Here is a 25,054-nt window from a genome sequence, read left to right as displayed (position 1 = left end):
TCCGCTCGTGGCGAAGTGCGGGACGTCGTCAATCGTCGCTCTGCTGTGACCAACCGGCCCCGAGGCCGACATCCGGCGCCTAGTGTGGTGCTCCTTCGATCAAGGAGCGACGGTGCCCGATCCAGCGCAGAACGACCGCCGAGACGCGGCAAGCGGATTGCAAGAGCTTGCCGCCCACCACCAGGGCACGTACCTGCGCCCCATTCGAGCAATGGGTACTGCCGTCGTGGCGGTCTCGACCCTGGTCACTGCGGGCGAGCTGGTTGGCGCGCTGACGGGTTTCGCATACTCCAGCAGCGCCTGGAGGGTCTACGACACCATCACGTCACTGGCGTGGCTGGCCCTCTTCATCGTCACCGGCATCTGGTTGACCCGTCTGCGACGCAACGCCGACCAGCTCGCGCCTTGGTTCCATCACCAGCGGGCCTGGGGCTGGGCGTGGGCTGGCTGGCTCGTTCCCATCGTCTCCTTGTGGTTCCCCTTCCAGGTAGTGCGCGACGCCGTGACGGCCTCAGCGAGTGCCGACACGACCTCCGTTGCGGCGGCCTCACGTCCGCCGTTCGGATTGTGGTGGGCCACATGGTTGGTGAGCACGATCCTCGGCAACCTCGCCCTCCAAGTGAGCACCGTGGACACCGCAGCTGACCTGAGGGTGGTCGGCGGGATGTCCCTGCTGGGCAGCATCTGCCTCGTGGTCTCGCTGTGGGCCTGGATCAAGATCGTTCGCACGGGGTCTGCGCTGCAGTCGGCTGCTGGCTGATCGTTCGCCGCACGGCACGAGCACCTGGTGCGAACCCATGGTCTTGAAGCGATGCGCCCTCCACCTGGCACCGCTGTCTCGACGTCACGGTCATCCCGCGGTAAGCGCGGTCTCGGACCGCCGGCGACGACCTCATATGCCGAATTGCGGATGATCGTTCAGGGCGTCAGCGGAGCTGACAACCTGGATGCTGAGTCCCTCTCGCCACCGTATGCAGGAGCTCCATGCCCCACTGGATCTGGACAGCCATCGCCATGGCGATCCTCGGTACCGCCGTCGGTCTGCTTGTCCCCCGACTGCGCCGCCGCGCCCAACGCGGCCTCTACGGCGACGACGTCTTCGACGCCAACATCCGATCCATGGGGCCATCACCTCATGGACTCAGCCAGGCGTGGGGTGGCGCGGCAGGTGCGGTCATCAACGACGAAGGTGATCTGCGCTGGCGCGGCGCGGTGCTCGTCGGGGGCCGACTCGAAAGCCCCGAACCTCGCAAGCCGCAGGGGGGCGAGCTGGTCTGGCTGGACCCCTGGGCGCAGGTGTGGACTGCGGCCTTCGTTGACGGCTCGCGCGTGGAGCTGGCTGTGGCCCCTGGTGATGCCCACTACCTCAGACCCTGGCAGCAGCTCGGAAGCTGACGACGTCGACCTACCGGTCATCCCGCGTTGTGCGTGCTTGCCAGCGGCCGGCGACGTCACGCTCTTGGCGAAAGGCGGACGACCAAAACCTGCCTAGGCAGTCGCCGTCATCCATGATCGAGGAGTGAAGACGTGGCGTGGCTACTTCGTGATCGGCATCATCCTGGGCGGCATCGCCCTAATCGTCGGGATCTACTCGGAGTCTGTACCACTGCGTATCGCAGGAGCCATCCTCCCCCTCGCCGGCCTTGGCCTGGGTCTGGCGATCGATCAGAGTCGCAGTCGACCTCGACGTGATCACTGACCTACCCGCAGCGCACGGTCATCCCGCGGACGGTGCGCGGTCCCGGCCGTCGGCGACATCGCTCTCATGCCGACGAGCGAGCGGGCGAGTTGCTCAGGGCGTACCTCAACCACCCCGGGCAAAGGCAGCCCAGCAGCGGCCCACCTCATCGATACTCCACCCGTGGACCCCCTCCAGCGTGCCCGCGCCCGCACCGTGCTCGGCTACCTCCCGCCCGAGCACATGAGCACCTGGGCCAACACCGCGCTCAGCCGCGGCTACGACTCACCCGCCGTCCGCGAGCTAGCCACAGCATCCCCCGAGCACGACCCCGCCGAACTGCGTCTCCTGCTCGCCACCGCCTTAGAGCAGCTCCACGCTCCCCACCTCACCGACGAGCAAGCCCGGTGGGTGATGGTCCACACCTACGCCCACGCCATCCTCGAGGGCCTTCTCCCACCCCAGGAGGGAGCTGAGCTCATCGCTGAGGAGTCCGCAGAGCTCGCCCTCCCCGACGAGCTAGCGCCCATGTGCGAAGCGGCCGACCCGTGGCAGCGTGGCTGGAGCACCGATGAGGAGCTTGACCAGTGGATCCGCGATAGAGCTACCCAATTGCTCGCCGGCATGGACCGCGCTGCGCCTGTCAAGGGCGCTGAGTCAGGGACGTAAGCGCGAGGCATCTGATGCGCGTTGGGCGGCAGGCCAGGACGTTGACGACCTCGCGGTCATGACGATGACCAGAGGGCGGTCATGGTGCAACCCGATGACGAACCGGAGCGGGGTCAGCGCTGCGCCGCTGACGACTCGACCGATGCGATCCGCCACGGATCGGTATCGGCGTGACGCACCAGGACGAACGAACCCGACCACGGCCCAGCCGCAGCTGACCCGCTGGCCTGCACGTGGGTCCAGCTGACCGGTACCGCCACCGTGTGCTCCCACTGACCCGACAAGTTCTCGCCGGAGTCAGCCGTCGGCATCCCGATGACCAGGTCGGTGATCTGCAGCTTCTCCGTCGTGAAGTCAGCCGTGTCGGCGTAACCGGGGTACCAGAACTGCTCCGCGGCCTGCATGTTCAACCCCTGCTCGTTCAACTCGATCGCACTGCGCACCACCTGCTGAGCAGACGCCGCCGAGGCATCCGCCGGGGCGACGCTGACCACACCCCCGCGACCCACACCCGAGAACGCGCCCGTACCGACCACCGCAGCACCACCCCCCAGCACCACCACCGCCAACACCGCTGCGGGCAGGATCTGGGCACGGCGACGACGGCGCAGCCCCCGCTGCTTGACCCTTCCCACGTCGAATGCCAGCGCAGGTGCCGGACGCGTGTGCAGGTCCTGCCGCAACTGAGCCTCGACGTCGAAGTCGTCTCCCAGACGCTCATCAAGCCGCTTGATCATGACCGTTCCGTTCGTCGTGAGGTGGAAGCTGACTGCCCTGGCAGCCCGTCGTGGCTGCTGGCCTGGGCTCCGGCGCGCAACGCCATCCGGGCGTGGTGGGCCTGACTCTTGACGGTGCCCTCCGAACATCCCAAGAGCTCGGCGACCTCGGCGACGGGAAGCTCCTCGACGAAGCGCAGCACGGCCACGGCCCGCTGACGCAAAGGGAGGCGGGCCAGCAGGTCAGTGGTGTCTAGGCGGGTGTCGACCTGACCGGTCCCGTCACTGATCGCGTGGTGGGCATCAGCTGCCTCGGCGAAGGCGTCAGCGGTCATCGTCGTCTCGTGTCGTCGCCAGGCACGGCGGTTTTCGGAGATGAGCCGGCGTACCAGCGTGGTGCGCGCGTAGGCGTACTCCTCGCCGTTGCGGCGCACACGAGCCCAGGCGGCGTAGACCCGTTCAAGGGTGTCTTGCACGATGTCGTCGCTGTGGTGCCAGTCGTGGCACCAGGCATACGCCACCCGCCGTAGCCGCGGTATCGCCGCCGCGGCGAAGTCGTCGAATGACGTGTCGCTGTAAGAGCTCACTGGCCCTCACCCCCTCTCACAGCCTGATACGCCGCAGCCGACCCAGTGGTTGCATCGCGGCAGTAACCGACTGAGGACATCGCGGTCATCCCGCGATGTTCGCGAGCTGTCGAACCCGAAGCACCGCTTACTTCGAGCTTGCGGCGCCGAACGCTAGCCTCGCTTCGTGATCTTCAGTCGCCGCAAGGACGCCGACCCCGACCCCGGCCCCGACCCCGGCCCCGGCCCTGGCCCTGGCCCTGACCCTGACCGTGAGTCCCCTCCGGGCGCCCTGGAGTGGCTGCAGGCGTGGTTCACCTCAAACTGCGATGACGAGTGGGAGCACGGCGAGGGCATCCGCATCGAGACCCTCGACAACCCCGGCTGGCACATCAAGATCGACCTCGCCGACACCGCGGCCGCTGGCCAGAAGCTCCACCCGCTCAAGCTGGAACGTAGCGAGCACGACTGGTACGTGATCCGCCGCGAGGAGGACACCTTCGTCGCCGCCTGCGGTCCACTGAACCTGGGTGAGGTGCTGTACCTGTTCCGCCGCTGGGTGCAGGGCGACCAAGACCACGACGCAACCGAGACAGCCTCGCTGTAACTGCGCCAGAGACGACCCGCCAGGTTGGTCCGATGCGCACCTAGCGCACGGAACGACTTCGCGGCCATCCCGCGCACCGGGCGGTCGCCCGGTCATCCCGCGGTGAGGGCAGTCGCCCCGGCGTTGGCGACGACCTGATCTGACGAATTGCGCGAGGTGGCTGTGCTACCGCCACGAGCTTGAGACCGTGGCGGATGACCTCGACGCCTCGCCTGGTGAACATCGCCGTCGCCTGCCTGCTGACCGCCTTCGCCGCTGGCTGTGCCGACGGAGAGGGCCGGGGCCCTCAGCGCATCGAGGGCTGGTCCGTCTCCGACGACGACGAGCTGATCCTGTGGGTCGACACCTGCGACGGGGATCCCGAGACCACGCTGGAGGAGTCCGACGCCGAGGTGGTCATCACCGTGGTCTCGACCAAGCGGAGCTCCGACGACGACTGCCAAGAGCCGGTGACGGTGGTGTTGTCACAGCCCTTGGGGGATCGCGAGGTCGCCGATGGGAAGACAGGCGACAAGGCCCCTTCGATGGAGGGCTGAGCGTGGAGAGCGCCCCCTCCCGGGCCTTCGCGACGTGGGGGTTGGGCCTGGCCTGGGCGTGTCAGATGGTCTGTGTAAGGGGCGTTGCCGACACGCTGGCGTGAAGCCGGCGGAAGGAGACCTCGATGAGCACGGACACGACCAAGGCTGAGCGGCTGTGGCAGGCACTCGACAGCGCTGAGCAGCAGCTGCAGGCTGGCCCGGTGCCGAAGCATCGCCCAGACCCCCGCGAGCAGACCCCCGCCGCCGCGTTGCGCCGGGACTTCCTCGGTGACGACGTCATCGACCAGATGATCGCCCAGGCCGGTCAGGGCGGGGTCGCGCTGACCGGGGAAGGCGGGTTCCTGCCCGAACTGATCCGCCGCGTCCTCGAACGCGGGATGGCCGCTGAGCTCGATGACCACCTGGGCTATGAGAAGGGCGACCCGGCGGGTCGAGGAACGGCGAACTCCCGCAACGGCTCGACCCCCAAGACCGTCGCCAGTGAAGTCGGGGACATCCCGCTGGCCACGCCGCGGGATCGAGCCGGGACGTTCGAACCTCGCCTGGTCCCGAAGGGCGCCCGCCGCCTGGGTGGGTTGGAGGAGCAGATCATCTCCCTCTACGCGGGTGGAATGACGGTGCGCGACATCCAAACCCACTTCGCCCGGACCCTGGGCACAGATCTGTCCCACGAGACGATCGCCAACATCACCGACGCGGTCCTGGAGGAAGTGAAAGCCTGGCAGTCGCGCCCTTTGGATGAGGTGTGGCCGGTGCTGTTCCTGGACGCCATCGTGGTGAAGGTCCGTGACGGCGGGCAGGTCCGTAACCGCCACGCGCACATCGTGATCGGCGTCGACACCGATGGCGTGAAGCACGTCCTGGGGATCTGGGTCGATGCCAGTGAGGGGGCGAAGTTCTGGGCCTCGGTCTGCGCGCAACTGGCGAATCGGGGCGTGCGGGACGTCCTCATTGCCTGCTGCGACGGGCTGCCCGGTCTGCCCGAGGCGATCGAGGCGACCTGGCCTCGCACGGTCGTCCAGACATGTGTGGTGCACCTGATCCGGGCCGCCAACCGCTATGTCAGCGACAAGGACCGCAAGGTGTTCTCCCGCGCGCTGAAGGACGTCTACACCGCCGCCGACGTCGACGCCGCTCGCACGGCGTTTGAGGAACTGACCGACTCCGAGATGGGCCGGAAGTACCCCGCGGCGGTCGCGGTCTGGGAGCGGGCGTGGGAACGGTTCACGCCCTTCCTGGCCTTCCCGCCGGCCGTCCGTCGCGTCATCTACACGACGAACTCGATCGAGTCGTTGAATTACCAGCTCCGCAAGATCATCAAGAATCGGGGTCACTTCCCCTCCGACGACGCGGCGGTGAAGCTGTTGTGGCTGGCGATCCGCGATATCGAGGACAAGCGGGCTCGGGCGCGGGAGAAGGACCGCGGCAAGCCCGCCAACCAGCGCTCAGGGCCAGCGAAACTGATCGAGGGTGCCGGCACCCACGGCTGGAAGATCGCGCTGAACCAGCTCGAACTCATGTTCCCCGACCGTCTCGATGGTCACATCAACTGACGAACTCAACAGTCACTTACACAGAAGTCTTGACAGGCTCCCTGGCCTCGGACCGCAGCAGCAGCGAGCTACCTCCCGGTCATCCCGCAACGACTCCGCTGGCGACAAGCGTGACGGTTCTGGCTCACCGGGCCCGCAGCAACCCATCACCCAGCACCAACTCCACCGCAGCCACCGCATCCCGCTGCGTCATCACACTCATCCGACACCACCTCCCCGCGCACCGAACCCTCCACGTCAGGCACACCAAACCCGACTCACCGACCTGCACCCCCACCTGCGTCCCACCCACCTGCACGACCGTGAAGTCCTGCTCCAACTGCGCACCCTCACGCCCGCGATCCGCCTTCCCGAACGCCAACCGCTGCGGCCACCCCACGCCGCTACCAGCCCCAGGCGCGCCAGCTCTAGGCACAGCTCCAGGCGCGCCAGCTCCAGGCGCACCAGCCCTAGGCACAGCTCCAGGCACACGAGCCCTAGGCGGACCAGGTCTAGGCACAGCTCCCGGCACACCAGCCCTGGGCGCACCAGCCCTACGCACACCAGCCCTGGGCGCAGCTCCAGACACGTCGAACTCACTGCTGCAGGTCAACAACGTCGCCCCATGAAGGATCGAGTCCCTACTCGCTCTCACCCACGCCAACCCCACCGGCAGGTACGACGCCCGGAAACGAACATCACCACGAGCTACCGCCGTCCTCGCCGTCCTCGCCGCCCCAGGACCTTCCAGGCTCTCCTGCAAACTCAGATACTCCACAACGCCCTTACCGCGCAGGCTCGACAAGACAGGCGCGGGGAAGCCGAGCAGCCGCTGCGCAGCCGCTTCCTGCACCACCGACTGACGCCAATACAGCAACCCGGGATCTCGACTACGCGGCCTGATCGTCCAGTTGATGGCTGAGGTGGGGATCAACGACCGGATCGCAGCCTGAACCTCCGGCGACACCTCAGCAGACGAAGACACCCACGCACCTTTCCCTCGACACCGCTTGCTCGCCACACCGCTCAGGTGCCGATCAGGCGCCCATCACGATCATCTCGTTGTTGGACGTCGACGACCTCGCAGGTCTCGCCCTGCTCAGTGCGCGGTCGCGGTCGCGGTCGCTCAAGCGATGACGGTCAGCAAGGTCGTGTACGCGGCGCAGCTGCCCTCCCCGTCCTGACAGGGCTGATCGAACAAGCTGCCCACAACGGCGAGGGAAACCTCACCAGCCGGAGTCGACGCCGGAACAGTGACGACTGAGGAGAAGGCACCATCAGCCGGCACCTGAACCTCGGCCACCTGCACCAGTGCGTCGCTGCCCGCCTTCAACATCAGCGTGTACGTCGTCCCCTCCGGATACGTCGCACCGCAGGTGATGGGGCCACTGGAAACGGTGACCTGCTCACCAGCACCCACCGTGGAGGGACTCACCTGCAGCGGTGGCGGTAGGCAAGGGTCACCGCCTACTCCTGCGACGGCTGAGCAGCCCGCCAAAGCCAGCATCACCACACCCACCGCCACGCCCACCGCTGTCAACCATTCCAGAGGCTGCAGCACCGAACCATGACGCATCTCGTCTCCGTTCCCCACCCTCGCGCGCCCTCGCACGATGCCGCCTCAGACGCCACCAGCGCGGGGACGGTTCCGCGACGGAGAGGGCTACCGGCGACCGCGCGGTCATCCCGCCTTGTGCGCGGTCCTGAGCTGCCTGAGACGTCAGGGTCTTGCCGATGGCCGAGCGATCAGCCTGACCGGTAGAACAAGAGCCATGGACGCTCCGGCAGAGACCTCGGCACGCATCCGGGACGACCCCCAGCGGTGGGCCAACGATGTTCACGCTGCTTTGATGCGCCAACTCACTGACCCTGCGCGCCACCTGGCCGTCACCGGCGGCCAGGTACAGGTGGTGCGGTCCTGGACTAGCGTCCACGGCGGGCACCCAGTCCTGCACGTGGTGTACCGCCACCCTTGGTGGGACTTCACCACTGGCCTGCGGCGCCACCTCGATGAGGTCGAGCACTACCCCTTGAACCTGCCCGTACCCGACATCGACCTCGCTGTGGACCTCGCCGACGACATCGTGACCTCCGACATCGAAGAGCCCTTGGGGTCGGTGCTGGAGTCGATGGTCCCCGATGAGGACGGGGTGTGGTGGTGGGGCAACCCGCCTCTACCTGCCGACGAGCTAAGGCGAGGACCTGCCCCAGCGACCCCTGGACGGTCGTGACCTCGACGAGCGCGCTGACGTCCGGTCATCCCGCGTTGTGCGCAGTTCTGAGCTGGCGGCGACGTCGCGGTCACGCCGATGTCCGGGTGCACCCCGCGCGCAAAGATCACCCGCATATCCCCTGCGGTGCGGGATGCACGGTCTTGCCGCTCTCCGAGCGTGGTCATGCGGATGAACCAGCGGCCGTTCGCCAGCCGCGAGCTGAACCTGTGGGTCATGCTGATCTGGTGAACGACCAGACCGTGGACCCCCTACCGCGAACGGAATGGGTCACCCCTTTCCGACCTCGCCACGGCTGGAACATAGCAACGAAAGCGCGACGAGCACTGACAGTGGCCACGATCCCCGTGCTCCTGCTCAGCGTGGTGCTGAGCGCCTCAGGCAACGGTGGCGCGCAGATCCTGGGCGTACTGGTGCAGATGATCGTGGGCTCGTTGTGCTGCTATGCCGCGGCTCGAGTGCTGCGGCCACCCTCGACTGAATCCCTGGAGCGGGGGCTACGTCACGCCTGCGCGGCGGCGGCTACCGCCGCGGCTTGCTACGTCGCTGCCGCAGTGTGGGTCGTACGCGGGACAGAGTGGTTCCAGATCGACAGCGCCGTCTTCGTGCTCTGGTGGTTGCTGCCCCTCGCGCAAGGCTTGGTGCTGCTCAGCGTGGTGTGGGGATTGATCGCGGTGATGGTGCGCTTGGTGAGGCACCCCGGCTGAGCTCCTCGTTCGCGTCCAGCCGATCTACCGGTCATCCCGCTGTCGTGGACGTCGCCGACCTCGCGATCATCCCGCGGTGCGCGCGACGTCGCGGTGAGCAGTCACCAGAGGGTGGGGGTGTTGCTGTCCTGTCCGGAGAGCACGGCGTGGATGCGGTCGCGGTCCCAACCGTGGGTGCGTAGGACCTGGCGCAGTTCCCGGGAGCGGGCGACGCGCTGCGTGCGGGAGATCCCGCGCCAGCGCCAGATGGTCGCGCCGGAGGCGTGGCGGCCGCGGCGGGTCCGCTCGAGCATGTTCGCTCGTTGGTCGCCCAGGCCGACGTGCTCAGGGGCGACCCGCACGCACAGCGGGATGTCGCAGCCGTGGCAGAGCAGCTCGTCGGGGGTGAGGCGGTCGCCGGTGGCCAGGGCGTAGGCGAAGCGGTGGGGTCGGTGCACGTGCTGTCCGCTGGCGCGGGTGGGGTCGGCGGTCCAGAAGCGGCCGTAGCCGTCGTCGGCGATGGCTCCGGTCCAGAACCAGCAGTCCTCGCGTTCGGGTCCGCGCAGGACATAGGACCAGAAGCGGTCGACGTCCTCGGCGGCGAAGCGCAGCACCTGCGCAGGCGTTAGGGCCGGTGAGTCGGCCGGGTCGCTGGACGCGTCGATGAGGGTGCCGGCGGCGTCGGCGTCGAGCGGCGCGAGGTCCTGCGCCGGGTCTCTCGGTTCGCTGCCGCTCACGCTCGTCCCTCGTCGACGGCGGCGGGTTCGCACTGCTCGCGCAGGGTCTCGGCGAGGTGCGCGACCGCCAGGCGCGACAGCGGTTGCGGCAGCGTGGAGAGCCAGGGCACGAGCTGGGTGGTGGTGCGGACCGTGGCGTTGGCGATGACGGGTGGCAGCGGGAAGGACGTGGAGTTGGGAGCGATGAGGACGGGGATGACCGCGCCGTTCCAGGGCCAGTGCGCGAGTTCCTGGGTGAGGATGATCTGCAGGTAGTCAGCCTCCCACCAGCGGGTGTCGAGCCAGTCGGTCAGGACGACGTCGCCGGAGACCAAGACGCCGTTGGGCAGCAGGCGCAGCGGGCCGTGCTCGGGCATCTCGGTGACCAGGACGACGCCGATGGGCCCGACGAGGACGTGGGCCAGGCGGTGCTCGGTTCCGGTGAGCAGCCGGTCGTGCAGGACGACCCAGCCCGCGGCGGTGAGCTCGTCCAGGGCGGTGGCGGTAGCGTGGGTGGCCTCGATCTGGCGGGTCAGGTCCGCCTCCAGCGCCGAGACTTGCCGGTGGGTGAGGACACTGACCGCGGCGGCCACGACCAGGCCCAGCAGGACGATGGCGACCAGGGTCTCCAGGGCCCCGGAACCGTTGATGAGCAGGACCGCCAACCAGCTGATGAGCGCAGCGATGGCGACGGCGAGCATCCGTACTCGCCGGTCCCGGCGCCAGGGACCGTGCGCAGCCTCGCGCAGCGCGCGGGCTCGTGCACGAGCCTGCACGAGGGAGCCGGCCGGACCGGCTTCGATGCGCGCGGTGGTGGGTAGGAACGGCGGCCGCGGGGTGGAGTGAGCGATGCGGGGCCGGTGGGGTTGCTCACTCATCGTCGGGTCCTACTCATCGCTGGAGGCGGAGACGTTCGTCGTGGTCGGCGCCGGTCTGGGGGCTGTGGGGGTCCCCATCGTCTTGGTGGTCGGGATGTGACTGGACGGGGGGTGTGTAGCCCAGCGGGATCTCCTCGGGAGTGCTGACGAGCTTCCACGACGGGGACACTTCGTCGCGACGAGGCACCCACCGGTGGAGAGCGGCTCGTAGGCCAGTTGGCCTGGGATCCGTCATGGGTTCTCCCGGTGTGATGAGGCTGCGGTAGGACGCGGAGGTCGGTACTGCATCCGGCCTGCGGTGGCGGGGTCAGGCGTCGACCTGCGTTGCGCCCAGAAGGTCGTGCACGACCGCGATGGCTGCACGGTCGACGTCGTGTTCCCCGGCGGTGGTGGCGGTGCGGGTCAGGCGGGTGCGCAGCTGCTCGGCACTGTCCTGCGCCAGTGCGTGCTTGCTGCCGGTGAGGTGGGTCAGGACGGTGGCCGCGCGTCCGTTGATGGCGCGGACGCTGCGTCCGTGGGCGGCGGCGACGTCGTCGGCGCTCAGCCCTTGGCGTAGTTCTTCCATGAGCTGGAAGGTCTCGTCTTCGGTCCAGGGCTGTCCGTGTGCGCTCGGACTGTGACCCGCTTCAGCTCGAGGTGAGCTGCTGACCGGGTCCACCTCGGGTGAGCGCGGAGTCGTCGAGGGGGTCAGCGACCATGGGGCCGGCGACTTCAGGATCTGCGACGTCGGGGCCTGCGACGCCGGGGTCTGCGAGGCCGGGCCCGGCGGGGCCTCCTCGGCGGCGGGTCGGCTGTCGACGTCACCCGTGGCACTCGATGCGGCCTCTTCACCGCTCTGGGTGAGCCGCCAGGCGCGGCGGGCGGTGCTCTTCGCGGAGCGCTGCAGCTGCGCGGCGAGCTCGACGTTGGAGACGCCGGCCGCGGTGGCGGCCAGGACCTGGGCGTCCTCGTCTGCGGTCCAGATGGCGCCGGTGCGCGGGGCGAGGGAGCGGACTTCGGCGTAGCGGCGACGCCGGGTCTCGCCCAGGTGGGCGGCCCAGTCGTAGGCCGGGTTGGTGTGCAGCTGTTCGCGTAGCCACTCCGTGCGCTGGGCGCGGGTCAGTGGCCCGGTCTGTGCCTGCGCGTCGTCCGCGGGGAGTTCGTCGGGGGTCATGCGGGAGGCGCGGGCGAGGATGGCCAGAGCGGTGCGCTGGTGGGCGGTGGCGATGTCGTCAACGGTGAGGCCGTCGCGCAGCTCTTGGACCAGTCGCGTCTCTTCGTCTCGCGTCCACAGGGTCGCTGCCACGTCCCTGATTGTGCCCGCCCGGTCCTGGCCGAACCTGCCGCCGCCCCTGCCGCCGCCCCTACCGTCGGCCCTGCTGCTGCTCCTGCGGTTCGTTTCTTGACCTCGGACCACGGCGCCGGCGACCGCGCGGGTCGAGGTGGTGGCTGCACGGTGGGTCCGCTGGCTGGGGGTCGCCCCGGTGCGTGCACGAGGCGCGGGCGGAAGGAGACGACGTGGTCCGCCGTCGCCGCGCCCGCGGCGGCGTAGGCGGGCCTGCACGACTGCGCGGCGTAGGGCCGCGAGGTCGTCGCTGATCGGGGCCGCCGCGTTGGTGGTCGTGGTGGTCATGGTGGTTCGTCCTTCCTGATCGGTCTGGTCGCGCTGGTCGGTCGAGGTCAGTGCAGGTTCAGGTGGGTGTGCCGTTGGCGCGGTAGTCCAAGACTTCGTCGATCACGCAGGTCATGTCGGCGCCGGTGGCGGCCGCCACCGCTGTCAGGCACCGTCCGAGGTCGAGGTCGTCGTAGGTGGGGTCGATCAGTCGGACCGCTGCCCGTACCGCGTGCAGCTGGCTGGTGTCTTCGTGCAGACGATCAGCCCAGGGGCGGACGGCGTCGCGGATGAGGCTGAGGTTCAGGGGCATCTCGATCGTCTCGAGCAGCTCACTGAGGTGGGTGCGCGCCAGGCTGGCGGGGTCTGCCCCCTCAGGCAGGAGGACCTCCAAGGGACGCAGGCCCCGGACGGTGGTGAGCTCCCAGGCCCGGTGGGCGGCAGCTCGTCCCGCGGTGTCAGAGTCGAAGGCCACGGCCAGGCCCTGCGCGTGAAGCAGGGGCAGGTCTTCGCCTTCAGCCTGGCCGTCCTGGCAGTCCTGGCGGTCATGGGTGCTCAGGGTGCGCAGGACGTCCTCGAGGAAGGTGAGGTGCTCGCTGGTCAGTGCGGTGCCGCAGCTGGCGATCCCGACGCGGCGCCCAGCCCCGGCCAGGGTGATGGCCAGGGCGTCGGTGGGGCCTTCGACCAGGACCGGTAACGCCCCGGCGCGCAGCAGCTCGCGGGCCTGGGGGGTGAACCCGTAGAGCAGTTCCCGCTTGCGGTACAGCGACGTCGCGTGGGTGTTGAGGTACTTGGGCAGGTCGTGGTCCGTCGCGGCGGCCGCGGCGCGGTCTTCGTCGAAGGCGCGGGCGGTGAAGCCGACGACATCGCCGGCGACGTCGTGGATCGCGAAGGTGATGCGGGCGCGGAAGCGGTCGAGGAGCTGGCTGTTTCGGCTGCGGGTGCTGACGCCGGCGGCCAGGAGGTGTTCGTCGCTGTAGCCCATGCCCTGCAGGTGGGTGGTGAGGCCGTTCCATCCTTCGGGTGCGTAGCCGATCCCGTCGGCGGGGGTGAGGATCGGGAGCCCTCGCGCGGCGAGTGTGCGACGCGCACGCCGTCCGGTGGTGGGGTCCTGAAGGCAGGCGCGGAAGTAGGTGGCGGCATCGGCTGCGACCGCGCGCAGCACGGTGAGCTCGTCGACCTGGGAGGCCTCGTCCTGCAACGCGCTCTGCGCGACGACACCCAGCATGACGTCTGGCATCGCGTCCGACATGACCTCCGGCAACCCTTTGGTCGTCCCCCCACGCATCGCCTCAGACATCTCATCCTCCTGCGTGATCTGGTGGGTGGGCCTGGCGCCGGTGGCGGCAGCGTGGGCGGTGGCCCGCTGCAGGGATCGGCGGATGAGGCGGTTGTCGTGGCGGCCCGGGGCGTGGGAAGCGGTCACCGGCTCACCGGACCTGAAGGCACGGCGGGTGGGAGTGGTGCTCATCGGGGGTCCTCCTCGGTTGCTGTCCTGGTTGCTGTCGTGATTGCTGTCGTGGTGGCTCACTCAGAACCAGCCGAGAATCACGTGAGCGAACCAGAGGATGAGAGCGAGGTCCGCTGCTGCAAGTGCTGCGATAACGAGGAGGACCACCCGGTCAAGCTGCCAGTAGTGGGGGGCTGCCTCGTGTTCTATTCTACTAGAGTTAAACTGTGCTGCAATAGTTTCCGGGTGGTTTCTCGGGATGGGTTCTCCTTGGGACAAGAGCCACAGCAGGGTTTCCCTGTCGTTGCCCATCCAGGCCGTTTGAGAGATTTGCCCCTGGCTGAGCTGGCGGTAGAGGTCCTCGACTTCTTGGATCTCCTGGCCTGCGTTCTGGCCGTCGTGCTCTGGTCCAGTCATGAGGCACCTGCCGTGGATCGCTCGACGTTCTGGGCCGTGGATCCCTCACTGAGGGCGAGCAGTTGCTCGGGGCGGAATCCGCTCCAGTGCCAGAGGCGGGCGTCTGGGGTGATGCTGGAGTGGTCCGGGTCCGCCAGGCCCGCCAGGTGGGGAAGGCCAGGGGCCGGGGAGTCGGTGACGACAACCACTGGCGCTTCGACGTATCCGAGTTCTTCGGTGACGTAGCGCTGCGCCGCGGGGTCGGTTCTGATGTCGACGGTCTCGAACGCAACCCCGGAGTTCTTCAACAGGTTGGCACTGAGTCGGCAGCGGATGCAGCTCGGGCCGGTGGTGTAGAGGGTGACGTTCATGGGCTGGATTCCTTCCTGGGACTGGTCAACGAGTTCAGGTCAGACGGAGCGAGAACTATGGTCGGCGGAAACTGAGCCCGCCGACCATCCCCCGCCCCCTCCCGGCGCTGTTCGATCAGGACCGCCAGGAGCGCGCTGTGACACCCGCAGGGCGCGGCGCAGCCGCGAGTCGAGGAAACCCCGGAGGGAGAACGATCTTGGGCCCCTCGCGCAGTCAGCGACGACGAGCGAGGAACGAGGGAGGAGGAGCAGCGAGGGGACGAAGATGGTTCTCACGCAGCGGGTCGAGCGCAGCGAGCTCGACTTGACTCAGCGTGCGGGGCGGTCAGGATCGGACGCCGGGAGGGTAAGGGGAAAGAAGGAGAGCGCCGGCCCGCAGGGTCGGGCCGCCCGACGCGAGGAACGAGCGGCGGCCAGCACCGCAGGTGCGCGGTGACGACGCAGGAGGAACCGGCTGGGGGAGCGCGAGGGGCGCGCAGCGACCCCCCTCGCCCGTCCGTCAGGACCAGGACGTCGGGCCCGACCGGGTGGCACCGGCCCTTGGCCGCGGCGGGTGGGGGAGACACCCGCAGGGCGAGGGCGTAGCCCGAGAACCGGGGAGGCGCAGCCCGAGCGGTAGCGAGCCGGTTTGTCGCCCCCGCCCGCCGCGGCCACGATGGCGACCCGGGGAGCGGCCCCACGGCCGCAACCAGCACTGCCGCCGCGCAGCGGCGACCGCTGCCGGCGACGAAGGAGGCGGCACCGGCTGGGGGAGCGCGAGGGGCGCGCAGCGACACCCCTCGCCGGCGGGACGGCCCGCAGTGGGTTCGAGGAACGAGAACCCGCGAGGACCGCCGACCCGCCACCACACAGCCGCCGCGCCAGCGGTGCCCGCCTCCCGCGCAGCGCGCGAAACGACGCGCCGGGGAGGTCCCCGCCGCTGAGCGCGGCGGGGACCTCGTGAGTGCTCAGGCGGTGGTTATGCGGCGAGGACCCGGTCAAGGGTGGCCAGGGTGGTGCGGTCGAGCTCGTCGACACCGCCGGTGACGGCGCGCAGCATGTTCCGTTCGGCGCGTCCCGCGCCGCGCACGGTCTGCTCGTGGTGGGTGTAGGTGTTGACGGCCTGCAGGACGCCGAAGCTGGTTCCGGCCCAGGGGGAGACGCGCGGGTCGTCGTTCCAGAGGCGGCGCAGGGTGTCCTGCTTGGTGACGGCCAGGGTCTGCGCGCGGCCGGGGGTGCTGGGGATGGGAGTGGTGGCGGTGAGGAACGCGCTCCACTGGGCATTCGTAACGGTCTGCTGGCACAGGGCCTGGACTTCGGCGGCGAAGTTGTCGGTGGTGATCTCGAGTAGACCGAGCGCGTCGCGGGCGTCCTGCAGGCGCATCGTGCTGTGGCGGGAGTGCTTAACCTTGTACTGCGGGCCCCGTTCGCGTAGGGCCGCGCTCATGGTGTTGTCGCACACGACGTTGGTCGCGACCATCTTGTAAGTGGTGGCCATGCTGCCGTCATGGCTGGTGGCGGCAAGGAGGTTGGCCCGGAACTCCACGCCCTCTCGGGTGACCTGGTTCTCAGGGGCTTCGACGCTGACCCAGGCGACCGCGCCCTGACGCAAGACTCCGGCCGATCCGATGGTGATGGTGTCACTCAGCAGCGGGGAGACGGTGTCGATGAGCCATTTTCCGAACTGGTGGATGGTGTAGCCGGAGGTGAACAGGTTGAAGACGTCGCCGGTGGCGCTGTGGGTGATGGCCTGCCGGTCGTTGATGCGGACGTAGCGGATGGGGTTTCCGGCGTCGTCGAGTGCGTCAGCGGTAAGGAGGTCGGCGGGCATCGCGACGTAGACCGGGCGGGCTTCGGCGGTGAAGTTGAACAGTCGATGGGTGACGTCGGCGACGGGGATCGCGCCGTCGTAGTGGTTGGACTGGCTGCCTTGCAGTTCCTCGCGGTAGTGCCAGGCGTTGCCGCGCTTGCTGGTGAAGCCGATGAGGGTCGAGAGGTTCAGGGTTTCGAGGGTCTCGCGGGACATGGTGGTTGCCTTCCTAAACGTGGGAACTGGTGCGCCGGTGGGAGAACGTGAGCCCTCGACGGCTGCGCCGCCGACCGCTCACCGCCCCCTCCCGGCACGTCAAATCGAGACCGAACTAAGGGGCTGTGCCACCCGTAGGGCGCCGCTCGCGGCGAGTCGAGGTCTGCCCCAGAGCCGGGAACGATCTTGGGCACCACGCGCAGTCAGCGACGACCGAGGAACGAGGAAGGAGCAGCGAGGTGACGAAGATGGTTCCCGGTGGCGGGGACGAACGCAGTTCGCCTCGACTTGGCTCAGACCCGTGGTCGGTCACGATGGGACGCCGGGAGGGGCATGAGCAAACAACCGCCGGCCCGCAGGGTCGGACCGACCGGGCGAGGAACGAGTCCGGCCAGCACCGCAGGTGCGCCACTCCGCAGGAGTGGGCTGGGGGAGCGCGAGGGGCGCGCAGCGACCCCCCTCGCCCCGGCGGGGACGGCGGCCCGCAGCCGAGCGAGGAACGAGCTCGAGCGAGGACCACCGACCCCGCCCAGGACGACGGGCCCGACCGGGTGGCGTCAGCCCTTGGCCGCGGTGGGTGGGGTGCTCACCCGCAGGGCGAGGGCGCAGCCCGAGAGCCGGGGCAGCCGCAGGCCGAGCAGAGTTCGACGACGAGGAACGAGGAAGGAGAGAACGCCGCGAGCCCGGCTTGAACACCCCACCCACCACGGCCACGATGACGACCCGAGGAGCGGCCCGACGTCCGCAACCAACACAGCCGGCGACGAGGCACGAGGAGCCGACCGCGGCGCCGCAGGCGCCACCCGTGAGCACCGCCGCCGCGCAGCGGCGACCGGTGGCCGGCGACGAAGGAGCAGGCCCAGCTGGGGGAGCGCGAGGGACGCGCAGCGACCCCCCTCGCCCGGGTCGCCGGCCCGCACGAGGGAGGAACGACCGAGGAGGACCGCCGACCCACCAGCACCGCCGCCGCGCAGCGGTGCCCGACTCCCGCGCAGCAAGGGAGGGACTCGCAGCGGAACTCGCGATGGGACTTGGGGCGGGACTCGGGGTGGTGCGTCGTGCGGCCGTCCCCGATCGCACGACGCACCGGAGCTCAGGTCTGGGGGACCTCGGGACGGACGGTGGGCTCGGCGGGCTGTTCCTGCTGCCCGGGGGCGTGCGGGTTGCTCGTCACCACCCCGTTGCGTCGACGGCCCAGGACCTCGATGTAGGGGAGGGGGTTGGTCCAGCTGTATCCCGAGGAGACGGAGAGCGTGACACGGTTGACGCGGACGACGCGGACCCAGCTCCCACGGGTGCGGGCGTCGTCGCCGGGTTGGAAGTGCTCTCTCGACCACTGCACCGTCCGGCCCTGCTCGACGGCTTCGGCCAGGCGGGCGCGGTGGTGGCGGATCGACTCGTCCAGCTCGTCGGCGCGGGCCGTGAGGTCGGCGTGGTGCTCGATCTCGCCGCCGCTCATGTCCACGGACTCGTTGGCGCGGGCGGTGTAGTGCTCCAGTACGCGGGCGACCTCGCGGCGTTCGGTCTCCAGTCGCTCGATGCGCCGCTTGGTGGTGACCGGGTTCTCCGTGTCGCTGGCGGCGAGGTCGGCGCTGCGGGCGGCGGCCTGGTGGTGGCGGGCGCGTTCGGTCTGTTCCCGGTCCTTGCGGTCAGCGATACGGATGCGCTCGAGATCGCGTTCGTGGCGGGCTTGGGAGTGGTGGCCCAGGAGGATCGGCTGGCCCAGGGGGATGCTGTCGCTGATCCGGCGACGTTCTGCGTCGTGCTCGGCGGCGCGTTGCTCCGCGGTTTCGGCGCGGTCGCGGTGGTACTCCGCTCGGTCGGCGGCGCGGTCGCGGCGGCCGGCGTGGATGGCGGCGGCGTCCAGGGCCGCGCCGGTGTCGATGACCTCGACGCTGCGGCCGTGACGCTGCATGGTGGCGGCGAACTCCCGCACCCGGCGGCGTTTCGTGTCGGCCCGCCAGGGACGGGGCAGGAACCAGGCGCCGAGGGTGCGGCTCCAGCGGAACCCGTGTGCTTTCAGCGCGGCGCTACCCTGCTCGTCGCCGCGTTCGCTGCCTTCGACGGTGACGCTTTCCCCGTCGATGGTGATGCTCAGCTCTGGGCCACTGGAGGCGACGGGGGTGTCGCTGGGGTGGTTGGTCGTGGTCACGGTGGTCTCCGTAGTTGTGGGTGGGACCGGCGGGGTAGGGCCGTAAGGCCGCAGGGCTCGTGACTCTTGCGGTCGCAACGTGTTCAGCAGGTGCCGGTCCGCGAGGTGTTCAGGACGTACAGGCGGTCCATGTATCGGCGTAGAGGGTTCTGGTCTGGGTGCAGGTTGAGTTCCCGGTTCTGCCACCGCGGGGTGCCGGTCATCCGGTGCAGCAGGTAGGCGGGTAACTCTCTGATCGTTCGGGGGCTGAGGTCACGGCCGGCGCTGAACGCTTCGACTACGTGGGCGTCGTAGTGGCAGCGGTGCCGCTCTGCTGCCTGGCGGGCTTCAGTGACAGTGCAGCCGTGTTCTTGCCGCAGTTCGGCGGTCTCGTGGTCGCGCCACTGCGGCCAGCTCTCGATGGGCTCGGTCGTGGCAGGGGCCGACCCACCATCATCGGCGTGGGTGGTGGTCGGGGTCATGTCGTTCTCCGTCGCGGTGGATGGGGCGGTGCAGGTGCGGGTGCCGGCGGTCACCACGTGAAGTGGGGAAGGTCGGGGAGCTTGGGGCTGTCACGGTCGAAGTTGACCCAGTTCATGTCCCAGCCCTGCTCGCGGGCGTACCGGATCACGGCGAGGAGGTTGGGAAAGTTCTCGACCAGGCTCTGGTCCTCGTCCTCGATGTCGTCGTGCTGGACGTTGACCCATAGGCCGTACTCGTGCTCGATGACGCGCGGGCCGGTCGTGGTGAGCTCCTGGGCTGCGCTCTGTGCTTCGCGTTGGGTGAGGTGGGCGGTGGAGAGGTCGAGGTATCGGGCGATCACGATGGGTTCCTCTCGGGAGGGGTCGGGTGGAACGGTCGGGTCGGGGCGCTCAGGTTGCCGGTAGGGGCGTGAAGGTTTGCGGTCCCGCTACCACGGGGACACGTCCGGTGGTTTCGTCGTGGGCGGTCTGGTCGAAGACGCGCCCACAGCTGGCGCAGGCAACGTGCCGCTCGTCCCAGGCTCCGTTGCGGTCGGGGCTGACCTCCTGGGCCGTCATCGTCGAGGGGTAGAAGCCGCTGGCGTGCGGCTGGTTTCCGCAGGGGCACGTCAGGGAGTCCAGGTAGCGGGACGTCTCGCAGACGCCGTAGCCGCGCGCGGAAGGTTCATGCGCGGGCGTTCGGGCGGCGCCCGGGTGACAGAACAGGGTGGCTTTGCCGCAGGCGGTGCAGTGGGTGCGGGTGACCGGGTGGCGGTAGCCGCAGGTGGCGCAGTCCTCGATGGGGATGCCGGTCGGGGTGGTCTGGGTGCTCACGGGGTGCTCCGGGGGTCGGGTGCAGGCTGGCTCAGGCGCGGCTCAGGACCTCGGCGGGCAGGACGGTGGTGTCGCCGTTCTCGCGGATCACCAGGACCTGGGGGCGGGAGTCGATGGGTTCGCGGATCTCGCGGCGGGTGCAGGACTGGCGGTAGTTCATGGGGCCGGGTCGGTAGGGGAAGCAGCTCGTCGCCCAGCAGTTCACGTGCTCGACGCGGACGACGCGGGTCGGGGTGTCGAACTCCTGGGAGGGGTGGGCCACGACGGTCTCGCCGGCGGTGGTCCACGTGAGCCGGTCCGCGGTGGGCGTCGCGGCGTGGAAGGCCGCGCGGGTCGCGTCGTCGCGGAGAACGCTGCGGTGGCTGTCGTCGATGGTCTTCACGGGTCCTCGTTCCTTCGGTGGGCGGTGTTGACTAGGCAGGGTGTGGGGATCTTCAGCGATCGCCGCGGGCTCGGGCGCGGGCGAACTCGTGCACCTTGAAGGCGAAGGTCTGCCCGGTGAGTAGGTCCATCGCGTCCATGCGGTCCTTGTGGCGCTGGCTGACCTGGTCGTAGACGCCGACGATGGCGGAGGCGGTGAGCAGGTCCACCGGCAGGCCGCCCGGTACGTCGACGTCGCTCTTGGTCTCGACGATCTGTCGGAGTGCGGGCAGGGCCTCGGCCACGGTCGGAACGCGGTAGGTGTGGGTGGTGTTGTCGCCGGTCAGGCTGTCGATGTTCTCGGTCACTTGATCCTCCGCAGGATGGGTTTGAGGTGGGCCGGGGCGTGGACGTGAGCCTTCGACGGCTGCGCCGCCGACCGCTCACCGCCCCCTCCCGGCACGTCAAATCGAGACCGGCCAAAGGGGCTGTGACACCCGTAGGGCGCCGCTCGCGGCGAGTCGAGGTCTACCCCAGAGCCGGGAACGATCTTGGGCACCTCGCGCAGTCAGCGACCGAGGAACGAGGGAGCAGCGAGGTGACGAAGATGGTTCCCGGTGGCGGGGACGAACGCAGTTCGCCTCGACTTGGCTCAGACCCGTGGTCGGTCACGATGGGACGCCGGGAGGGGCATGAGCAGAAAGAACTCCGACCCGACGCAGGAGGGTCGGGCCGCCCGACGCGAGGAACGAGCGGCGGCCAGCACCGCAGGTGCGCGGTGACGACGCAGGAGGAACCGGCTGGGGGAGCGCGAGGGGCGCGCAGCGACCCCCCTCGCCCGGCGGGACGGCCCGCAGTGGGTTCGAGGAACGAGAACCCGCGAGGACCGCCGACCCGCCACCACACAGCCGCCGCGCCAGCGGTGCCCGCCTCCCGCGCAGCGCGCGAAACGACGTCCTGGGCTGCGTCGTGCTTCACAGCCCAGGACGTGACGGTGCTACAGGTTTGCTGGCGTCGTGAGGCGCTGTTCCATCGCCACGCGCATGAGACCGATGGGGATTGCGTTGGCACCCAGGCGGCGGTCCGGGTCGTGGGCCTCCAGCTCCGTGAGGAGACGCGCGGCGGTGGAGTAGTCGGTGGTGGAGAGAGCTAGGCCCGCCTTCTCCTCCAACTCAGCGGCGTGGGCGGCGTGTTCGCGTAGAACTCGTTCGCGCTCGTCGTCGTCGCGGTCCATGAGGTCGGGGTGTTCGCGCAGGTAGTTCTCCACGATCTGCCACAGGTGGGCGCGTTCGACGTGGGGCATCTGCTCCCCGAGCTTGCCGTCGGCGATGTAGCGGGTGATCGTCTCGGCGTCGCGTCCGATGAAGGGGGCGGCGGCGAGGAAACCGGCGCGGTTGGTGACCGCCAGTTCCACGCGGCGGGCGTCCAGGGGGGTGAGGTCGGTCAGCGTCTTGGTGGTCACGAGGTCCTCCGTGGTGATGGGTGGGTTCTTGGCGCATGGGTCGCGTTGCGGCACAGAGGTGAGGCTCTGTGCGCCGGTCGGGGCGGGAGGTGGCGTCTCGCCCCGACCGGTGGTGCTCAGCGCCGCCAGAGGGGTAGACGCGAGTTGTGCAGCGCGTCGTCCAGGATGGTGGCGAGACGGTTGCCGGGGTTGTGCTGCAGTGCTTCGGCCGTCCACATCAGCGCGGCGGCGTTGTTCTCGGCATCCCAGGCGAGGAAGCCTTGGGCGGCGAGGGCGGTTGCGTGCTCGTCGTCGTTGCGGGTCACGTCGTCCAGCACGTTGCCCAGGCCGTCGAGGATGCGGTTGCTGAGGTCCTCGTTGGGGGCACCGTTCGCGCCGAGGGTGAGCAGTTCGCGGGCGTTGAGGTTCCAGGTGCGGCCCGTGGTGGGGTCGCTGTGGTGCCAGTCGCCCCGGTGGGGGTAGAGCAGCAGTGCGTCCCGACTGCCTTCGTCCAGCATGGCGGGGAGGAGGAGCTCAGCGGGGACGGTGTCGTCGCCTCTCATCCAGGCCACCCAGGCGGTGCGACTGGCAGCCACCGGGGCGCTGACGAGCGCTTGGGCGGTGATGGTGTTGGTGTGGGTGTTCTGCTGGCTCATGGTGGGTGCCTTCCTGCTGGTGCGGATTGGTAGGCCGGTGGGAGAACGTGAGCCCTCGACGGCTGCGCCGCCGACCGCTCACCGCCCCCTCCCGGCACGTCAAATCGAGACCGAACTAAGGGGCTGTGACACCCGTAGGGCGCCGCTCGCGGCGAGTCGAGGTCTGCCCCAGAGGGCGAAACGATCTTGGGCACCTCGCGCAGTCAGCGACGACCGAGGAACGAGGAAGGAGCAGCGAGGTGACGAAGATGGTTTCGACCGGCGGGGACGAACGCAGTTCGCCTCGACTTGGCTCAGACCCGTGGTCGGTCACGATCGGACGCCGGGAGGGGCATGAGCAAACAAACGCCGGCCCGCAGGGTCGGGCCGACCGGGCGAGGCACGAGCCCGGCCAGCACCGCAGGTGCGCCACTCCGAAGGAGTGGGCTGGGGGAGCGCGAGGGGCGCGCAGCGACCCCCCTCGCCCCGGCCGAGACGGCGGCCCGCAGCCGGTCCGAGGAACGAGGACCGAGCGAGGACCACCGCCACGGCCCAGGACGAGCGGCCCGACCGGGTGGCATCAGCCCTTGGCGGTGGCGGGTGGGGTGCTCACCCGCAGGGCGAGGGCGCAGCCCGAGAGCCGGGACAGCCGCAGGCCGAGCAGAGTTCGACGACGAGGAACGAGGAGGAGAGAACGCCGCGAGCCCGGCTTGAACACCCCACCCACCACCGCCACGATGACCCCCCGGGGAGCGGCCCGACGTCCGCAGCAACGCTGCCGGCGACGAGGCACGAGGAGCCGACCGCGTCCGCGACGAAGGAGCGGACACCAGCACCGCCGTCGCGCAGCGGCGACCGCTGGCCGGCGACGAAGGAGCGGGCACCAGCACCGCCGTCGCGCAGCGGCGACCGCTGGCCGGCGACGAAGGAGCGGGCACCAGCCGCAGGCGACAGCTGGGGGAGCGCGAGGGACGCGCAGCGACCCCCCTCGCCCGGCCGTAGGGCGGTAGTAGCCGCCCCGCCGGTGCGGGGCGGCTATTCACGTCTCAACCCCAGGAGATCTCGACGCGGTGGGGGATCGTGACGTGGCCGCCGCAGTCGGTGCACTCGTAGTGGTCGCTGCGGTAGTTGTGATCGTCTTCGGCGACGAAGGCAAAGAGGTCCTCGCTGCGGCCGTCGAGACCGTAGTCCAGCTCTCCGATCTGGTTGCAGCGTTCGGAGAGGTCGATCTCAGCGAGGGTGTCGAGGCTCTCGCAGTGAGGGCATTGCAGGTGCGGGGCATCGCCCAGCTCCTGGTGGTCGAGGACGATGGCCTCACGGACTTCGGGGAGCTTGGTGAGGGCGAAGCCGTAGTAGGCAGCAACCCTTGCGAGGGTGGTGCTGAAGGTGGTGGCCAGGGCGTGGCGGGCGGCGTGTAGGCCGTTGCGGTTCACGGGTGATGCCTCTCGTTCTGGGTCAGTGGTTGGTGGGTGCGGGGTGGTTTGCGAGGTAGGCGTCCGCGGCTTCGCGTGAGGCGCGTCCGGCTTCGGCGACGCTGGCACCGGCCGCGTAGGCGGCGTGTAGGGCGGCGTTGGCCGCCTCGGCGCATCCACGGGAACGGGCCTGCTCGGCGAGGACCTCGGGTAGACCGGAGCGAAGCGAGGAGTCCAGACCGAGGGCGTCGAGGGTGGATGCGTCGGTGAGCTCGCCCCAGCTAGTACGGGCCTGAGCGGCGGTCAGAGCGGCCACGTCGCGTAGCGTCCGGCAGCCTGCGGCATTGGCGTCGGTGCAGCCCATCTCGCCGTCGCCGCTCTCGGGTCCGACGTAAAACTCGGCCAGGGTCGCGGTGCTCGGTTTGGCTCCCCATCCGTAGGTGCCGGGGCCGGCTACGCAGGTCCACCGCTTGATGGCCTCGTAGTCACGGACGACGTCGCCGACGTGGACGGTGGCGCAACCTCCGCCGCTCTGCCAGACGTACGCGCTGGGCAGGTCGTGGTCCTGGTGCAGGAGCTGCACGAGCACGTCGAGGGAGAACAGGTCTGCGCCCAGGTAGCGGTCGGGGTCAGTGACGACCAGCTCGTGGGGGTCTGGTTCGGCGTCGGTGGGGCCGAGGTCGTCGTTGCCGGTGGAGTCGGGATCGTCGTCGCCGGTGGAGCCGGGGTCGTCGGGGACTGGGACGTCGGTCTCCTGGGCTGGTGGGAGGGCGGCTCCGCAGCAGTCACAGTGGCCGCGGTTGTCCACGTCCCAGTCGTGCTCGCCCAGCGCACATGCGGCGCAGGGGCCGTTCTCGGCGTGACAGGAGGCGCAGCGACCTTCCGGGGAGGGGGTGGTGCTGATCTGCTCGTGGCAGTCGATGCACTGCACCTCGGGGGTGGTGTCCCAGGTCCAGTGCAGTGCGTCCCAGTTGCTGGTGCCGGATGCGTCTCCGCTGTGGGCGGCGGTGGTGATGGCCGCGAGGACGTGGTCGAGGTCGTGGGCGTCGCCGACGCCGGTCACGGTGATGGTGACGGTGGAGGTCATGGTGGTTCTCCGGGTCCGGGTACTGGGTGGGTGGTGGTTTGGCCTGGTTCTTGGGTCGCGAC

29 protein-coding genes are annotated in these 25,054 nt (G+C 69.5%); 8 read left to right on the top strand and 21 right to left on the bottom strand.

Annotation, left to right across the window (positions count from 1 at the left end):
* The first annotated feature begins 112 nt into the window (after nt 1–112).
* The 3 genes from SJY07_RS25555 to SJY07_RS25545 all read left to right on the top strand — a co-directional run bounded on the left by SJY07_RS25555 (nt 113) and on the right by SJY07_RS25545 (nt 2,347).
* A complete protein-coding gene (locus SJY07_RS25555; RefSeq protein WP_380162723.1) occupies nt 113–760 on the top strand; it encodes a DUF4328 domain-containing protein in 648 nt (215 codons plus the stop codon).
* A 224-nt stretch (nt 761–984) separates the two neighbouring features.
* Nucleotides 985–1,395, top strand: coding sequence for a hypothetical protein (locus SJY07_RS25550; protein WP_380162721.1), 411 nt, complete (start codon nt 985–987; stop codon nt 1,393–1,395).
* A 466-nt stretch (nt 1,396–1,861) separates the two neighbouring features.
* The gene (locus SJY07_RS25545; RefSeq protein ID WP_380162719.1) at nt 1,862–2,347 is read left to right on the top strand and encodes a hypothetical protein; all 486 of its coding nucleotides are present in this window, start codon (nt 1,862–1,864) and stop codon (nt 2,345–2,347) included.
* Nucleotides 2,348–2,460: 113 nt separating this feature from the next.
* On the opposite strand, the gene SJY07_RS25540 is transcribed toward SJY07_RS25545, so the two are convergent.
* Both SJY07_RS25540 and SJY07_RS25535 read right to left on the bottom strand, forming a co-directional pair.
* On the bottom strand, nt 2,461–3,084 hold the full coding sequence (locus tag SJY07_RS25540) for a hypothetical protein (protein WP_380162717.1): 624 nt from the start codon (nt 3,082–3,084) through the stop codon (nt 2,461–2,463).
* Nucleotides 3,081–3,650 (bottom strand): RNA polymerase sigma factor, encoded by a 570-nt coding sequence (locus SJY07_RS25535; RefSeq protein ID WP_380162715.1) that lies wholly within the window; start codon nt 3,648–3,650, stop codon nt 3,081–3,083. The genes SJY07_RS25540 and SJY07_RS25535 overlap by 4 nt, the downstream gene beginning before the upstream one ends.
* 166 nt (nt 3,651–3,816) lie before the next feature.
* Here SJY07_RS25535 and SJY07_RS25530 point away from each other — a divergent pair, with 166 nt between their 5' ends.
* The 3 genes from SJY07_RS25530 to SJY07_RS25520 all read left to right on the top strand — a co-directional run bounded on the left by SJY07_RS25530 (nt 3,817) and on the right by SJY07_RS25520 (nt 6,328).
* A complete protein-coding gene (locus tag SJY07_RS25530) occupies nt 3,817–4,236 on the top strand; it encodes an immunity 53 family protein (RefSeq protein WP_380162713.1) in 420 nt (139 codons plus the stop codon).
* A 215-nt stretch (nt 4,237–4,451) separates the two neighbouring features.
* Entirely contained in the window at nt 4,452–4,772 is a 321-nt protein-coding gene (locus SJY07_RS25525) for a hypothetical protein (RefSeq protein ID WP_380162711.1), read from the top strand.
* A gap of 290 nt (nt 4,773–5,062) precedes the next feature.
* Nucleotides 5,063–6,328: an IS256 family transposase gene (locus tag SJY07_RS25520; RefSeq protein WP_380162831.1), complete on the top strand. Its 1,266-nt coding sequence runs from the start codon at nt 5,063–5,065 to the stop codon at nt 6,326–6,328.
* A gap of 1,105 nt (nt 6,329–7,433) precedes the next feature.
* On the opposite strand, the gene SJY07_RS25515 is transcribed toward SJY07_RS25520, so the two are convergent.
* The gene (locus tag SJY07_RS25515; RefSeq protein ID WP_380162709.1) at nt 7,434–7,901 is read right to left on the bottom strand and encodes a hypothetical protein; all 468 of its coding nucleotides are present in this window, start codon (nt 7,899–7,901) and stop codon (nt 7,434–7,436) included.
* Nucleotides 7,902–8,079: 178 nt separating this feature from the next.
* Here SJY07_RS25515 and SJY07_RS25510 point away from each other — a divergent pair, with 178 nt between their 5' ends.
* The gene (locus SJY07_RS25510; protein WP_380162707.1) at nt 8,080–8,538 is read left to right on the top strand and encodes a hypothetical protein; all 459 of its coding nucleotides are present in this window, start codon (nt 8,080–8,082) and stop codon (nt 8,536–8,538) included.
* 332 nt (nt 8,539–8,870) lie between these two features.
* A complete protein-coding gene (locus SJY07_RS25505; protein ID WP_380162705.1) occupies nt 8,871–9,245 on the top strand; it encodes a hypothetical protein in 375 nt (124 codons plus the stop codon).
* Nucleotides 9,246–9,346: 101 nt separating this feature from the next.
* On the opposite strand, the gene SJY07_RS25500 is transcribed toward SJY07_RS25505, so the two are convergent.
* From SJY07_RS25500 to SJY07_RS25415, 18 genes are all read right to left on the bottom strand, one after another.
* Entirely contained in the window at nt 9,347–9,961 is a 615-nt protein-coding gene (locus SJY07_RS25500) for a hypothetical protein (RefSeq protein ID WP_380162703.1), read from the bottom strand.
* Nucleotides 9,958–10,818, bottom strand: coding sequence for a hypothetical protein (locus tag SJY07_RS25495; RefSeq protein WP_380162701.1), 861 nt, complete (start codon nt 10,816–10,818; stop codon nt 9,958–9,960). Before SJY07_RS25495 ends, SJY07_RS25500 begins: the two co-directional genes overlap by 4 nt.
* A gap of 307 nt (nt 10,819–11,125) precedes the next feature.
* Nucleotides 11,126–12,103: a hypothetical protein gene (locus tag SJY07_RS25490; RefSeq protein WP_380162699.1), complete on the bottom strand. Its 978-nt coding sequence runs from the start codon at nt 12,101–12,103 to the stop codon at nt 11,126–11,128.
* A 385-nt stretch (nt 12,104–12,488) separates the two neighbouring features.
* The gene (locus SJY07_RS25485) at nt 12,489–13,880 is read right to left on the bottom strand and encodes a toprim domain-containing protein (RefSeq protein WP_380162697.1); all 1,392 of its coding nucleotides are present in this window, start codon (nt 13,878–13,880) and stop codon (nt 12,489–12,491) included.
* Between the two features lie 60 nt (nt 13,881–13,940).
* A complete protein-coding gene (locus SJY07_RS25480; RefSeq protein WP_380162695.1) occupies nt 13,941–14,276 on the bottom strand; it encodes a hypothetical protein in 336 nt (111 codons plus the stop codon).
* Nucleotides 14,273–14,626: a glutaredoxin family protein gene (locus tag SJY07_RS25475; RefSeq protein ID WP_380162693.1), complete on the bottom strand. Its 354-nt coding sequence runs from the start codon at nt 14,624–14,626 to the stop codon at nt 14,273–14,275. Before SJY07_RS25475 ends, SJY07_RS25480 begins: the two co-directional genes overlap by 4 nt.
* Nucleotides 14,627–15,584: 958 nt before the next feature.
* Nucleotides 15,585–16,631, bottom strand: a complete 1,047-nt coding sequence (locus tag SJY07_RS25470) for a DUF932 domain-containing protein (protein WP_380162691.1) — start codon at nt 16,629–16,631, stop codon at nt 15,585–15,587.
* 1,093 nt (nt 16,632–17,724) lie between these two features.
* Nucleotides 17,725–18,783 (bottom strand): DUF3560 domain-containing protein, encoded by a 1,059-nt coding sequence (locus SJY07_RS25465; protein WP_380162689.1) that lies wholly within the window; start codon nt 18,781–18,783, stop codon nt 17,725–17,727.
* Nucleotides 18,784–18,866: 83 nt separating this feature from the next.
* Nucleotides 18,867–19,298: a hypothetical protein gene (locus SJY07_RS25460; protein ID WP_380162687.1), complete on the bottom strand. Its 432-nt coding sequence runs from the start codon at nt 19,296–19,298 to the stop codon at nt 18,867–18,869.
* Nucleotides 19,295–19,585, bottom strand: a complete 291-nt coding sequence (locus SJY07_RS25455; protein ID WP_380162685.1) for a hypothetical protein — start codon at nt 19,583–19,585, stop codon at nt 19,295–19,297. The genes SJY07_RS25460 and SJY07_RS25455 overlap by 4 nt, the downstream gene beginning before the upstream one ends.
* A gap of 49 nt (nt 19,586–19,634) precedes the next feature.
* Nucleotides 19,635–20,057, bottom strand: a complete 423-nt coding sequence (locus SJY07_RS25450; protein ID WP_380162683.1) for a hypothetical protein — start codon at nt 20,055–20,057, stop codon at nt 19,635–19,637.
* 31 nt (nt 20,058–20,088) lie between these two features.
* Nucleotides 20,089–20,439 (bottom strand): hypothetical protein, encoded by a 351-nt coding sequence (locus tag SJY07_RS25445; RefSeq protein WP_380162681.1) that lies wholly within the window; start codon nt 20,437–20,439, stop codon nt 20,089–20,091.
* A gap of 52 nt (nt 20,440–20,491) precedes the next feature.
* Entirely contained in the window at nt 20,492–20,785 is a 294-nt protein-coding gene (locus SJY07_RS25440; RefSeq protein WP_380162679.1) for a hypothetical protein, read from the bottom strand.
* Nucleotides 20,786–21,414: 629 nt separating this feature from the next.
* On the bottom strand, nt 21,415–21,879 hold the full coding sequence (locus SJY07_RS25435) for a hypothetical protein (protein ID WP_380162677.1): 465 nt from the start codon (nt 21,877–21,879) through the stop codon (nt 21,415–21,417).
* Between the two features lie 116 nt (nt 21,880–21,995).
* Nucleotides 21,996–22,514, bottom strand: coding sequence for a hypothetical protein (locus SJY07_RS25430; protein ID WP_380162675.1), 519 nt, complete (start codon nt 22,512–22,514; stop codon nt 21,996–21,998).
* A 559-nt stretch (nt 22,515–23,073) separates the two neighbouring features.
* Complete coding sequence (locus tag SJY07_RS25425) at nt 23,074–23,211, bottom strand: hypothetical protein (RefSeq protein ID WP_380162673.1); 138 nt, start codon at nt 23,209–23,211, stop codon at nt 23,074–23,076.
* Between the two features lie 328 nt (nt 23,212–23,539).
* Nucleotides 23,540–23,926 (bottom strand): hypothetical protein, encoded by a 387-nt coding sequence (locus SJY07_RS25420; protein WP_380162671.1) that lies wholly within the window; start codon nt 23,924–23,926, stop codon nt 23,540–23,542.
* A 22-nt stretch (nt 23,927–23,948) separates the two neighbouring features.
* Complete coding sequence (locus SJY07_RS25415) at nt 23,949–24,992, bottom strand: hypothetical protein (protein ID WP_380162669.1); 1,044 nt, start codon at nt 24,990–24,992, stop codon at nt 23,949–23,951.
* Nucleotides 24,993–25,054: the final 62 nt, after the last annotated feature.

The sequence above is a fragment of the Kineococcus sp. R86509 genome (genome assembly GCF_042466365.1).
GTDB lineage: Bacteria > Actinomycetota > Actinomycetes > Actinomycetales > Kineococcaceae > Kineococcus.
The sequence above is the reverse complement of the archived record's forward strand: the minus strand, read 5'-3'. Positions and strand labels throughout refer to the sequence as shown.